Raw genomic sequence first — 13,563 nt, 5'->3', positions numbered from 1 at the left:
CTTTCCATCTGCACCATGAACTGCCCGCTCCGGCAGGGACTTTCGCTTCTTTTTTATTGTAGCATAAGTCTCCCGTGATTACTACACGGAAAATTGTCAGGGGTCATGCCGCTATTTCTCGAATACAAACCGGATCGCACCGGACTTCTTCTCCCCTGCCTTCACGGTCTGAAGCCCAGATTCACGGACGAATCCTTTTGCAAAAAGGTTAAAACAATCGGTCGAACAGGACTGGTTTTCGATGCAGAAGAACGGCGCCTTCGGAGTAAACACGACAATATGGCCAAATTCCTCTGTGGCTTCCAGTTTTACCTTGCAGTCGTTATAGAAGATTTCCGCATGCGCTCCCGCCTGGCAGCCCGTATATACGTGATCCAGGGAAAGGCTGTCCACCAACGCGGGTGAGCGTAAATCCGGTACCGTCTCTCCTGCCGGAATCAGCTTCCCGGTAGGAATCTTCTCCTCCGTCATTTCCATGACAGAGGCGGCCGGAACGGTGATCTTCACTTCCTGCTCTCTCTTATTGAAATACGGATGGACCGCGATGCCATAGGACATTTCTCCCTCTCCGCAGTTTTCCACCTCATAGCTCCATACCACCTCATCAGGCAGCGCCTTGACTGTTATCCTTAATGTACTTGGGAATGGAAACATCGGGAAATCCGGCTGTGACTCATTCCACATCAAAACACCTGTCACCAGGGCAGTCTGTCCATCTGCCTCCGCCGCCTTCACCTCGAAGGGCAGATTCTTCACCAGACCATGCATCCTGGCATCATACAGCCTTCCAAAGGCCTGAATTTTTAAATTCTCCGAGCGGTTAGGCGTCGGATAGAGGACCGGTACTCCGTACGTCGCCTTTCTCTGATAGCGTTCCTCTTCCCAGGCGATCATCTGGCGGCCTTCCCAATCCATCTGATAGATATTCATGCCATCCTCCGGATTCACGAATACTTCCATGGTTTCATTCTGAAGAAGGTACCCTTCTTTTCCATTCCAAACGGATTTCTCAACTTTCATTTTCTCTTCCTCCAGTCAAATCAGCTTGTTTTAGTATAGCACAAACCATCCTTTTTTTCCACCGCACACGTCCTTTCTGGTGATTTCTTTTCTCAGGAAATCCCCGGCTTTTCACAATCCGCAGATCCCGCCTTACCAAATCTCATTGCACCTCTATTACGCAAAAAAACAGCCGGACAGATCACGCGGTAATCACCGCGTAATCCTCCTGCTGTCATCATTTAATCTCTATGTGCTTTTCACTTCATTATTACCTTATTTTCTGAGGCCGGAAAACGCAGAATGCCCAGGCCAGGCTGCCGCTCACATCATAACACGCTTATGCAGCGATCCCCGTCCTATGCAAATGGATTTTCAGACGGATAGAGCATACCCTTCGGCTGGTTGAATCCGATATCTTCCACGCCCAGATATTTGAATACTTCAAATAATGCCTTTCCGAAATGGCCGAATGCGACTGCCCCGTGGTGTGGATAGTTCTTCTCGATCAAAACGTGACGGTAGAATCTGCCCATCTCCGGAATTGCGAAGATTCCGATGGAACCGAAGGAACGTGTTGCAACCGGAAGAACCTCGCCCTGTGCAACGTAGGCGCGAAGCTGACAATCTGCCGTACTCTGTAAACGGAAGAATGTGATGTCGCCTGGAAGGATATCTCCCTCCAGAGTACCCTGTGTTACTTCCTCAGGAAGCGCCCTTGCCATGATCATCTGATACTTCATGGAACATGCGGAAAGCTTTCTGGAACATGTATTTCCGCAATGGAATCCCATAAAGGTATCTCTGTGTGTATAGTCGTATTTGCCCTTGATATCGCCGTCATACATATCATCCGGCACCGTATTGTTGATATCCAGAAGTGTTACCGCATCCTGGCTCACGCAGGTTCCGATAAACTCACTCAGCGCGCCGTAAATATCTACTTCGCAGGATACCGGGATACCCATACCGGTCAGACGGCTGTTGACATAGCAGGGAACGAAACCAAACTGTGTCTGGAATGCCGGCCAGCATTTGCCTGCAATGGCAACGTATTTGCGGTAGCCTCTGTGCTCTTCGATCCAGTCAAGCAGCGTAAGCTCATACTGTGCCAGTTTCGGTAAAATCTCCGGCTTTAAGTTGCCCTCGCCCAGTTCTTTCTCCATATCTTTCATCACATCGGCGATTCTCGGATCATCCGCATGCTTGTTATATGCTTCAAATAAATCCAGCTCGGAGTTCTCTTCAATCTCCACGCCCAGGTTATAAAGCTGCTTAATCGGCGCATTGCAGGCCAGGAAATTTAACGGACGCGGTCCAAAGCTTATAATCTTTAAGCTGGATAATCCAACCAGTGTTCTGGCGATCGGAAGGAATTCCTCGATCATGTCCGCACATTCTGAAGCGGTTCCTACCGGATATTCCGGAATGTATGCCTTGATATTGCGCAGTCTTAAGTTATAGCTGGCGTTTAACATGCCGCAGTAAGCGTCACCGCGTCCCTGGGTTAAGTTGTCGCCGCTCTCCTCTGCCGCCGCGATAAACATGCTCGGTCCGTCGAAATGTTTTGCGAGCAGTGTCTCGGAGATCTCCGGTCCGAAGTTGCCAAGATAAACGACCAGTGCATTACATCCTGCTGCCTTCACATCCTCCAGCGCCTGTACCATGTGAATCTCACTCTCTACGATGCAGACCGGACATTCATAGATGTTCTTTGCATCATATTTGGCAGCATACGCCTCCACAAGAGCCTTTCTTCTGTTGACAGATAATGATTCCGGGAAACAGTCTCTGCTGACCGCCACAATTCCTACTTTTACTTCTGGTATGTTGTTCATATGTATTTTCCTCCTGATTCTTTCTATTTATTGTTCTGCCTGCTGCTTCACTGTTCATTGCCTACGTGCAGGTTTTCACCCTTTAAGCCAATAAAAGCATTTGCCGGAAGACCGCCCTCCTCGTGGCCGATCAGCCATTTGTTTCTTGCAAAGAGTAATGCGTCCTCTTTGTTCTTAATCTCCAACGGTTCCATATCCGTGTTGGTTCCCTTTGGAAGGACAACCACACACCGGAAACCTCCGTCTTCTACGTGGCAGGGCGCGTAGTGAAGCGTGGTGCCGTAGACTTCGATTACCGTTCCCGCCGGTACCAGAAAGGCCTCCATCAGAGATGTGTCGTACGTGTAATCTGCCCCGATATCCTGCTGTTTTCCGATGATCAGGACTAGATCCGTCACCGCAATGTTGATCTCGGAGTTTCTGTGGTATTCTACCGCGTTTAACTTCGTATTGTGACCGTTGCAGTAGCCGATCTGAATCGGAAGCTCCCCGTACACATTGTTCTGAATGACTAAAGCCTCAGGCAGCGCCTCCAGCTCCGGAACGGATGGTACATATATAACATCGTCCGGGAGAGGTGTATGTTCCATCTCTTTTAAGATACCGGTTACATCAAGACCGGTAATCACCTTTCCGTAGGCAGAAAACGCTTTGTCTGAAATGTCTTTGATCTGCATACCCATTTAAGTATTCCTCCTCTTCTCCTATAAAGCAGCAAGCTTCTTATAGCTGTTTTTCAAATTCCCATAAAGCTCTTTATAGAGTTCATGATACGCCTTATATTTGCCAACCACACTCGAATCCGCTCCGGTGCTCTGCGCCTCAGAAATCAGCTCGTCGCAGGCTTTCTCCACGCTTTCGTAGATTCCACAGCCGACTCCGGCCAGAATTGCCACGCCGAGTGCCGGACCTTCCGTCTGTCTCACCGTATTCACACTGCAGTCATATAAATCTGCCAGCATCTGTCTCCACACAGGGCTCTTGCCGCCTCCGCCGCAGGCCATCATACTGTCAACATCGATGCCCATCTCCTTTAAAATGTCATTGCAGTCAGAGAGAGAGTAGGAAACACCTTCCATGACGGCACGCAGCATATGAGCCTTCGTATGAATCGCAGAGAGTCCAAAGAACACGCCGCGGCAGTCCGGATCCAGATGGGGCGTTCTCTCCCCCATCAGATAGGGAAGATAAATCAGCTTATCACTGCCAGCCGGGATATTGGCAATATCACGATTGATCAGGTCATAGACGTCCACGTCCTGTCTCTCTGCCTCTTCCACATAGTCCTGACAGAAATTATCCTTAAACCATTTTAAAGAAAGTCCAGCCGCCTGCGTCACGCCCATGACATGCCACGTTCCTGGCACTGCCGCGCAGCACGTATGCACGCGTCCCTTTGGGTCGATCGTTACCTGGCTGCTGTGTGCAAACACGACCCCGGAGGTTCCGATCGTCGTAAATGCCGTTCCGTCCTTTATGACTCCGGTACCGACTGCCGCCGCCGCATTGTCACCGGCGCCGCCCACCACCTTTGTCTCTGTGGAAAGTCCCGTCTTCTCCGCGATATCCGGCAGAATCGTTCCCGTAACCTCGCAGGACTCATAGACTTTGCCGAGAAGAGCTTTATCAATGTTCAGTTTCTCCAGCACCTCATCCGACCAGCAGCGGTTCGGCACATCCAGAAGCTGCATCCCACTGGCATCAGACACTTCAGTCGCAAACACACCAGTTAATATGTAACGGATATAGTCCTTTGGAAGCAGAATATGCCTGCATCGCTCATAATTCTCCGGCTCGTGATTTCTCACCCATAAGATCTTCGCCGCTGTCCAGCCTGTCAGAGGCGGATTGGCCGTAATCTCAATCCAGCGTTCCCGGGGCATGATCTCCAGCATCTCTTCCACTTCTTCTCCGGTCCTCTGGTCACACCAGATAATGGAAGGACGGATCACATTCCCGGCTTCATCGAGCATGACAAGTCCGTGCATCTGACCGGAAATACCAATTCCCTTTACCTCGTCCTTTCCCGCTCCCGCCTTTTTCACCACGTCTTCCACGGTGGCAATCACCGCGTCCCGCCAATCCTCGGGTTTCTGCTCCGCCCAGCCGTTATGCGGCTGATACAGCGGATACTCCCTCGAAGCCGATGCAATTATATTGCCTTTTTTATCAAACAGCACGGTCTTCGTCGCCGATGTCCCCACATCAATACCAATTAAATATTCCATTTGCTGCCTCCTTACCTGTTTCACGCAATTTGCCATAGTTTTATTATACCGTTTTCCGTCAGATTACGTGAGCAGGAACTTGACCACCTAATAGCACTTTCTTGCCCTTTTCCTATATTCACTGGGCAGACAGCCGTAACGTTTCGCAAAGGCCTTCGCAAACGCCCTGCTGTCCGAGAATCCGTGATTCACAGCAATATCACCCAGTTCATGGGCTGTATGCACCATCTCCTTCACCGCGTACTCCACCCTTAAATCCTGCAGATAATCGCGGTAGGTGATATTGGCGTACCGCTTAAATATTCTGGATAAATACGTAGGGGAAAAACCAAAGCGGTCCGCTACCTTTTCTAAGGACAGTGCCTCGTCGTAATGATTTTTCATATACTCCGTAATCTCCGACAGCTTCTCCAAATGGATCTTCTGCCTGATAATATCCGGAGCCTGCGCCTGATCCTTGAACTCCGTCAGAAGCAGATACTTGACAAATTCAAACAGCCCGCCCATCTTCAGCTCCCAGGCATACGTTTTCCTCTCATACGTCCGGTACATCTCCATCACAAGACCCATCAGCTTCCCATTCTGCTCCCCCGATCTCCTGGAAAATGACAGATACGGCTGCTCCTGCAAGTAAACCTCAAATGTCTGCACAGGAATCTGCAATACCAGGGTCCGGTTCGGAAGCGGCGCGTCGATCGAGTGCACTTCATTGGAATTCACTATAATAAAATCCTTCTCACCAATTGGAAAATGGTTCTCCCCCAGATAAAAATCGATCTTCCCCTCCATAACAAGAAAAATCTCGATCGACCGATGCCAGTGACTGGCCCTCTTATACTTCCCCTCTCCGCCCTCAAAGAGAAACAGTTTAAACGGCAAATTATCATTCGGTATAATCATCTCATGGCTGGAATCCATCTCTTCTCCTCTTAACATACTTAAGACAGTCTGCAACTGACTTTGACTTTGATAGAAAAAACAGGCCATCCATTGTATCCATTGGCCTGCCTTTCCGGGTTACCCAGTTATCTTTGTTCCAAAAGTTTTTTCAAACGTTCAATTTCCTTCTGCTGCTCCTTTATCTCCCGTTTATGTTCCTCTATCTCCTGCTGCTGTTCCTCCATCTCCCGTTTATGTTCCTCTATCTCCCGCTGCTGTTCTTCCATCTCCCGTTTATGTTCCTCTATCTCCCGCTGCTGTTCCACAATCTCCCGTTTACGTTCCTCTATCTCCTGCTTCTGTTCCTCTATCTCCTGCTTCTGTTCCTCTATCATATACTGCACTGTATTTCTATCCAGAATCTCCAATGCTTTCGAATACATACCCACCAACTCCTCTGGTTTTACCTGAAATTGAGCTATCTCTTCGTAAATTTCGCGAAAATCCGGGTATCTCTCTATAATCCTCATGATATCCTCCGGCCTGTCAGAACTTAAGAAGAGCAGCCATGCCTCTATTTCCTCATTTAAATTGTAAGTGATTTCCCGGAAAACATCAAGAGCCACAAAAATATATTTCTGCAGTAAATTCAGTTCCAGCCCCGTATCAAACACCTGGCTGGAGCGGTGAATATATTGTCCGGCGATTTTATGAAAATCCACGCTGCTGTTCTCAATCAGGACAATGGTATACACATTCTGAAGCTTCTTATATGTAGACCCATTCTCTTTCCTGCCTTTTATCCGGCTATACTGCCGGAGTATTAGATCTGAAGAATAGCAGGCGGCCCGCTCTCCCGGAAATGCGTAGCCAATACGCTGAATTTCAATGTTCACCAATTCTCCGCTCTCAAGTTCTGCCAGGACATCCATAATCAGCAAAGAGCCTTCCGCCGTAATCCGGTTAGATTCCGGGGATAACACCCGTTTTACCGTCACCTTCTGCTTCATAATACAGGAGAGCATCATGGATAAGCGGTCATTGTGTACATCCGGATCAAAAATCAGTTTAAAAAAGGGATCATAACTGATTTTCAGTCCGCTGCTTCCCATGGAAAATCCGATCAGCTCCTCCTGAAATTCATTCGTCAGGAGTTGAAACTTATGCCATATATCCGGATTGGATTTCAGCATATCCAATACCTGTTCTCTGCTTTTTTTCATCAGCGGGAATAATGGCTTTCCGGTCTGTGCGTTCTGTGCCTCCCGTCCCTTTAATCCTCCTTGCTTTTTCTGACTTTCTAATACCTGTTGCGGTTTCACCTGTGCCATATGCACTTTCCTCCTTAGATTCCTGCCTCTGAACTTGCGGCCGATACGGCCATGAACGGTTCTGCAAATCACGGTTCTAAATAACCATTTTCCGACAATCCAAATACCGATTAGAATTACATAGAAGTGTGTCTAAAATTCAGCAGAAGATATCTGCCTGAATGAGTTTATTATACCTGATATTAACCATATTTTCAAGTATATTCTACAATATATATGATTATTTTTTTTACTAAACATCCGATTACCCGTTTTATTAGTGTCCGCAAAAATTCACAGTGCAAAGAATCTGCCTTGCCGGACTTTCGCACCGGAGCGCGTTTTCTTTAACAGCCATTCTCCCCTGACGCAGAGTACGGTTTCCGCAAAGCATACGAAACACAAAAGCCGCCCGCACAGGATCAGAAAACGATCCCATGGGGCGGCGTAACTCTTGCATTTCTATAACTCAGAAATTATTCCTCGTCAGAATAAACCGGTGCATCTTCATCCATCTGAGACATATCCTGCATCTGAAGAGCCTTCATGCTCAGGCTGATCTTTCTGTCGTCTTCGTTGAAGTCAACAACCTTAGCCTCGATCTCCTGGCCGATGGCTAATACGTCAGATGGCTTATCTACATGGTCCCTGGAAATCTGAGATACATGAAGCAATGCATCTACACCTGGTTCCAACTCAACGAATGCGCCGAAATCAGTCATACGTGCAACTCTGCCGGTTACAATATTGCCTGCTGCGTACTTCACAGCGGCATCCTTCCACGGATTGGTCTCCGGGAACTTTAAGCTTAATGCGATCTTATCACCATTGATATCCTTGATTAAGACTCTCATCTTCTCGCCAGCTTTGAAAACCTTCTTCGGGCTCTCAACTCTTCCCCAGCTCATCTCGGAAATATGAAGTAAACCATCTGCGCCGCCAAGGTCGATGAATGCACCGAAATCGGTTACGTTCTTAATCGTTCCTTCTACGACATCTCCCGGATGGATTCTCTCAAATAATTCTTTCTGCATCTCGGCTCTCTTGGCAACCATAAGCTGCTTTCTGTCACCGATAATTCTTCTTCTCTTCGGATTGAATTCGGTAATTACGAATTCGATCTCCTGGTCTGCATACTTGGATAAATCCTTCTCATATGTGTCGGATACCAGGCTTGCCGGAATAAAGACTCTCGCCCCTTCCACTACTACGCTTAAACCGCCGTCCAGAACAGCAGCTACCTTTGCGGTAAGAACCTCATGGTTCTCAAACGCTTCTTCTAATCTCTTGTTTCCTCTGTCAGCTGCCAGTCTCTTGTAAGATAACGCAACCTGGCCTTCGCCATCGTTTACCTTAACGACTTTCGCTTCCATCTCATCACCAACAGATACAACAGTTGCGAGATCTAAATTCTGGTCATCCGTGTACTCATTACGCGGGATGATGCCGTCGGATTTAAAACCTATATTCAAGACGATTTCATCTTCTTTGACGTCGATGACTTTACCTGTGACGATCTCTCCTGTACGTATTGTTTTTAATGATTCCTCTAACATTTGTTCAAAACTTAACTCTGACATTAGTATGAACCTCCTCGATAATATGATTCGGGGTTGAAGCCCCGGCTGTAATACCTACGCTGCGCACAGAACTTATACATTCAGGATCTAAATCACCTAGTGTCTGGATATAGTAAGTGTTCTTACATTCCTTTTGGCATATCTCGTACAGCTTCTGGGTATTGGAACTCGTCTTCCCACCAACCACGATCATGGCGTCCACTTCTGAAGCTATCCGTCTTGCTTCCACCTGTCTCTCCTGTGTTGCATTGCAAATCGTATTTAAAACAAGTATATCATAACGCGTTTTAGAAAATTTTTCAACTAAATCTTGAAATTTCTTGTAATTAAATGTCGTCTGGGACACGATACACAGCTTTTCACCCTCTGAAAACGGCAAATTGTCCACTTGGTCGGGTGTTTCCACCACTAAAGTATTATCATATCCCCAGCCTTTAATACCCTGCACCTCCGGATGCGATTCATTTCCAATGATGATCAGGCGTCTTCCCGCCTGATTCTGTTCCTGTGCGATCTTATGAATCTTCTTCACAAAAGGGCAGGTGGCGTCCACAATCTCGATGCCGTTCTCTTCCAGAATATCGTAAACATGCTTTCCCACACCGTGGGAACGTATGATGACGATTCCGTCGCGGAGTGCCTTAAGCTCCTCCTCTGACTCGATGACCCGTACGCCCTTTTCCTCAAAATCCTTTACCACTTCTTCGTTGTGGATGATCGGACCGTAGGTATAAATCGGTTTTCCGGCGTGCTCTATCTGTTCATAAACCTTGTCCACGGCGCGTTTGACGCCGAAACAGAAGCCCGCGGTCTTAGCAACAATCACTTCCATAACGTTTTGTCTCCTTAATTCTTCCAGAACTGACTAACCAATCCCATATTCTGCCGCCAGCCGGAGTATCTCGCTGATCACCTCGTCGATGGTCAGGCCGGAGGTATCGACCAGAACCGCATCCTCTGCCTGTTTCAGCGGGGAGTTTTCTCTGTGCATATCGCGGCAATCTCTCTCCGCAATCTCCTTTTCAATCTCCTCCAGGCTGCACGACTCGCCCTTTTCAGTCAACTCGTCGTAGCGGCGTTTTGCCCGCACCGCCGTGCTCGCTGTCAGATAAATCTTTAAATCCGCTTCCGGGAGCACGCACGTACCGATGTCCCTGCCGTCCATGATGACATTCTCATTTCTGGCCAGTTCCTTCTGCAGCTCCACCAGCTTCTCGCGGACTGGTAAGTATATGGAGGAGGCAGAGGCCATCTGGCTGACCTCCTCCGTCCGGATCAGACCGGACACATTCTCTCCGTTTAATATCACCTGCTGGGCGCCGTTCTCATAGGAAATGGTGACACCCACCTCTTTTACCGCCTCCGAAATCACGGCTTCCTCGTCCGGTCTGATTCCTTTTCGTAAAAAATACAGCGCCATGGCCCGGTACATGGCTCCGGTGTCCACATAGACGAAGCCGAGTTTCGCAGAAACAGCCTTTGCGATGGTACTCTTGCCTGCCCCTGCCGGGCCGTCTATTGCAATGTTATAAATCTTTGACATCCTTGACTCTCCTTTTATCTATGGGGACGCGCCCCTCTCTGCCTCTTCTGCCGCACAGGCCCGCGTCTGACTCACACACGCCTCTTCTGCCGCGCAGGCACACGTCTGACTCACACACGCCTCTTCTGCCGCGCAGGCACACGTCTGACTCACACACGCCTCTTCTGCCGCGCAGGCACACGTGTGACTACTAGTACAGCGTTGCGCAAATTCCTGTGATATAGCACTCGCTATCTACGCCAGGTGCACGCCCGCGAAGCTAGCCGTAGGGTCCACTACGCCGTCGCTTCACGGACGCACACCTGACGCAGATATCAAGCACTATATCACAGTTATTTACGCAATGCTGTACTAGTCATTCAGGATCCGGCCTGGCAGCCTCGCTTCCGGCCGTCCAGGCGGTGGACCAGGCGATCTGGAGGTTAAATCCTCCTGTCACCGCATCCAAATCGAGCACCTCCCCGGCAAAGTAAAGCCCGGAAATCAGCTTCGACTCCATGGTAGAGGGATTCACCTCTTTTACAGAGACGCCGCCCTGCGTAATGATGGCCTCGTTGTAATCGCGAAGCCCCGTAATCGTCACGGTAAATGATTTCGTCGCCTGGATTATCTGTTTCCGTTCTTCCCTGGTGATCTCATTCACCTTCTTTTCCGGAGAAATCCCGCTCCGTTCCACCATGACCGGAACCAGCTTGGATGGGAATAAATGAACCAGCGCGTTCTTAAACTGCTTGTTTAAAGTCCCCTCAAATTCACGGAGCAGCCGCGCATCCAGCTGTTCCTCCGACAGCGCCGGTTTTAAGTCGATAACGAGAGAAAGCGGTCCTTTCTTCAATTCCTTTACGGCGTAGCTGCTGGCGCTTAAGAGCACCGGGCCGCTGACTCCGTAATGGGTGAAAAGCATCTCCCCGAACTCCCGGTAGATCACCTTTTTGCCGCGCATCACCGCGGCCTCAATGTTCTTTAAGGAAAGGCCCTGCAGCTCCTTCACTACCGGTTCCTTCACCACAAACGGAACCAGGGCTGGTGAAAGCTCCGTCACCGTGTGCCCGGCTGCTCCGGCAAACCGGTATCCGTCCCCGGTGGAGCCCGTAGTCGGATACGACAGGCCGCCGCAGGCCACAATCACCGCATCTCCGTACACCTTCGTCTCCGTGCCGCCCTTTTTCAAGAGAATCCCGCGGCACCGGCCGTCTTCCAGAAGAAGCTCCTTTACCTCCGAGTGAAGGTGAACCTCCGCTCCCAGTCTCCCAAGCATTCCGGACAGCGCCTTAATCACGTCCGAAGACTTGTCGGACACCGGAAATACCCGGTTTCCCCTCTCGGTCTTCAGCGGACACCCCGCCTCCTCCAAAAGTGCCATCATATCAAAATTATTAAATCCATAAAAACTGCTGTAAAGGAATTTGGAATTTGTCACCACATTCCGGAACAAATCCTCGGTGTCGCAGGCATTGGTCACGTTACAGCGTCCTTTGCCCGTGATAAAGACCTTTTTCCCCAGCTTTTCATTTTTCTCAAAAATATGGACGGTGCCGCCATTCCTGGCTGCTGCAATGCCTGCCAGCATCCCCGCGGCGCCACCGCCCACAATGATTACTGTTTTCATTTCCTGCCTCCTGCTCCCTATTAATTTACACTAAAAGACAGGAAAACACAAGCAGGACTAACTGTTATTTTTTGCCGCACGCCTTTACCCGCTCCTCCAGAGCATCGACCACAGTCCTTAAGACCTTCACGCGGGCATAGTACTTGCAGTTGCCTTCCACGACAACCCACGGCGCGTACGTTGTGGAGGTGCGCACCAGCATCTCGTTTACAGCGGTCTCGTACTGGTCCCATTTTTCCCGGTTTCTCCAGTCCTCGTCCGTAATCTTCCACTCCTTCGCCGGATTCTGCTGGCGTTCCTTGAATCGGCGTTCCTGCTCGTCCTTGTCGATATGGAGCCAGAATTTGATGACCACGGCCCCGGCATTGGCCATGTGGGCCTCCATCTCGTTGATTTCCTGATAGGCCCGCTTCCAGTCCGCCTCCGAACAGAAGCCCTCGATCCGTTCCACCATGACGCGGCCGTACCATGTCCGGTCGAAGACGGCGATATGGCCCGCCTTCGGAACGTTGTTCCAGAACCGCCACAGATAATGGTGCACCTTCTCGATATCATTGGGGGAGGCGGTCGGGTTCACACGGTATCCGCGTGGATCCAAATGACTGGTGAGCCGTTTGATAGCGCCGCCCTTTCCACCTGCGTCCCAGCCCTCAAATCCTAAAACCACCGGAATTCTCAGGCGGTAAATCTCGCTGTGCAGAAACTCCAGGCGCTTCTGGAGCCGGTCGATCTCTTTTTTATACTCTTCCTTGGTCAGCGTCTTCGTCAGATCCACACCGGAGAGCACACCGTTTTGATATCTCTCTTCCTTCACCGGAGGTTTCTCCGACACTTCCGGCTTCGGAGCCGCTTTCTCTCTCAAGGCCGCCTCGAAGCGGTCCGCTACAAGGGTCATGATCTTGGCGGCGGCGTAATCCTTGTCCGTCGCCTCGATGATGGACCACGGCGCACGCTCCGTATCGGTCTTCTGAAGCATCTCCTCGTTGATCTCCAGATAACGGCCATACTCCTTGTTCCTCCGCCAGTCATCCTTCGTCACACGCCAGGACGTCTCCTTGGAGTCCTCCAGCTTCTTGAAGCGCTTCTTCTGCTCTTCCTGGGAAATATAGAGGAACAGCTTGATGATCACCATTCCGCCGTCATCCAGCTGGCGCTCAAACGATAAAATATCCTGAAAGGCCTCCGGCAGATTCTTCTCCTTGATCTGTCCGTCGAACCGTTCGATCGTCACCTGGCGGTACCAGCTCCGGTCGAAGATGGCGATCCGGCCGTCGGCCGGTGTCTTGGTCCAGAATCTCCACAGGAACGGGCGAAGCTGTTCTTCCTCGGTGGCCTTGCTGTTGGCAAAGACCTCGAATCCTCTGGGATCCATCGCCTGAATCAGCCGGTTGATCTGCGTTCCTTTTCCGGCCGCACCCATGCCTTCAAACACGATCATGACAGGGATCCCCGCCGTTCTCAGTTCCCGCTGCAAAAGGCCCAGTCTTTCGCTCTGCTCTCCGATGACATGCTTGTACGTATCTTTATCCATTTTCTTCGATAAATCAATTTTTTCCAGCATAACCCGTTCCTCCTTC

Annotated in this window: 12 protein-coding genes; all 12 read right to left on the bottom strand. The window is 49.8% G+C overall.

Going from position 1 to position 13,563, the window contains the following annotated elements; all coding sequences use genetic code 11:
- Window positions 1-111: 111 nt before the first annotated feature.
- The 12 genes from M1L66_RS11230 to pap all read right to left on the bottom strand — a co-directional run bounded on the left by M1L66_RS11230 (window position 112) and on the right by pap (window position 13,547).
- Complete coding sequence (locus M1L66_RS11230; protein ID WP_434692963.1) at window positions 112-1,020, bottom strand: aldose 1-epimerase; 909 nt, start codon at window positions 1,018-1,020, stop codon at window positions 112-114.
- 338 nt (window positions 1,021-1,358) lie between these two features.
- Window positions 1,359-2,837 carry an L-fucose/L-arabinose isomerase family protein gene (locus M1L66_RS11225; RefSeq protein WP_025530515.1) on the bottom strand — a complete coding sequence of 493 codons (1,479 nt, stop codon included), beginning with the start codon at window positions 2,835-2,837 and terminating at the stop codon, window positions 1,359-1,361.
- Between the two features lie 47 nt (window positions 2,838-2,884).
- Window positions 2,885-3,520, bottom strand: coding sequence for a DUF4867 family protein (locus M1L66_RS11220; protein WP_187021291.1), 636 nt, complete (start codon window positions 3,518-3,520; stop codon window positions 2,885-2,887).
- Between the two features lie 21 nt (window positions 3,521-3,541).
- A complete protein-coding gene (gene xylB, locus M1L66_RS11215) occupies window positions 3,542-5,065 on the bottom strand; it encodes a xylulokinase (RefSeq protein WP_434692960.1) in 1,524 nt (507 codons plus the stop codon).
- An 87-nt stretch (window positions 5,066-5,152) separates the two neighbouring features.
- Window positions 5,153-5,983 (bottom strand): AraC family transcriptional regulator, encoded by an 831-nt coding sequence (locus tag M1L66_RS11210; RefSeq protein WP_187021385.1) that lies wholly within the window; start codon window positions 5,981-5,983, stop codon window positions 5,153-5,155.
- Between the two features lie 107 nt (window positions 5,984-6,090).
- Window positions 6,091-7,275 carry a PD-(D/E)XK nuclease family transposase gene (locus tag M1L66_RS11205; protein WP_207729102.1) on the bottom strand — a complete coding sequence of 395 codons (1,185 nt, stop codon included), beginning with the start codon at window positions 7,273-7,275 and terminating at the stop codon, window positions 6,091-6,093.
- 455 nt (window positions 7,276-7,730) lie between these two features.
- Complete coding sequence (gene rpsA / locus M1L66_RS11200) at window positions 7,731-8,834, bottom strand: 30S ribosomal protein S1 (RefSeq protein ID WP_187021298.1); 1,104 nt, start codon at window positions 8,832-8,834, stop codon at window positions 7,731-7,733.
- A complete protein-coding gene (ispH, locus tag M1L66_RS11195; RefSeq protein WP_434692956.1) occupies window positions 8,815-9,666 on the bottom strand; it encodes a 4-hydroxy-3-methylbut-2-enyl diphosphate reductase in 852 nt (283 codons plus the stop codon). The genes rpsA and ispH overlap by 20 nt, the downstream gene beginning before the upstream one ends.
- A 33-nt stretch (window positions 9,667-9,699) precedes the next feature.
- On the bottom strand, window positions 9,700-10,377 hold the full coding sequence (gene cmk, locus M1L66_RS11190) for a (d)CMP kinase (protein ID WP_434692954.1): 678 nt from the start codon (window positions 10,375-10,377) through the stop codon (window positions 9,700-9,702).
- An 18-nt stretch (window positions 10,378-10,395) separates the two neighbouring features.
- Window positions 10,396-10,530: a hypothetical protein gene (locus M1L66_RS11185; RefSeq protein WP_434692952.1), complete on the bottom strand. Its 135-nt coding sequence runs from the start codon at window positions 10,528-10,530 to the stop codon at window positions 10,396-10,398.
- Between the two features lie 202 nt (window positions 10,531-10,732).
- Window positions 10,733-11,986 (bottom strand): NAD(P)/FAD-dependent oxidoreductase, encoded by a 1,254-nt coding sequence (locus tag M1L66_RS11180; RefSeq protein WP_187021302.1) that lies wholly within the window; start codon window positions 11,984-11,986, stop codon window positions 10,733-10,735.
- Between the two features lie 64 nt (window positions 11,987-12,050).
- Window positions 12,051-13,547 (bottom strand): polyphosphate:AMP phosphotransferase, encoded by a 1,497-nt coding sequence (gene pap / locus M1L66_RS11175; protein WP_187021304.1) that lies wholly within the window; start codon window positions 13,545-13,547, stop codon window positions 12,051-12,053.
- Window positions 13,548-13,563: the final 16 nt, after the last annotated feature.

The sequence above is a fragment of the Hungatella sp. SB206 genome, assembly GCF_051132295.1.
Classification (GTDB): domain Bacteria; phylum Bacillota; class Clostridia; order Lachnospirales; family Lachnospiraceae; genus Hungatella; species Hungatella effluvii.
The sequence above is the reverse complement of the archived record's forward strand: the minus strand, read 5'-3'. Positions and strand labels throughout refer to the sequence as shown.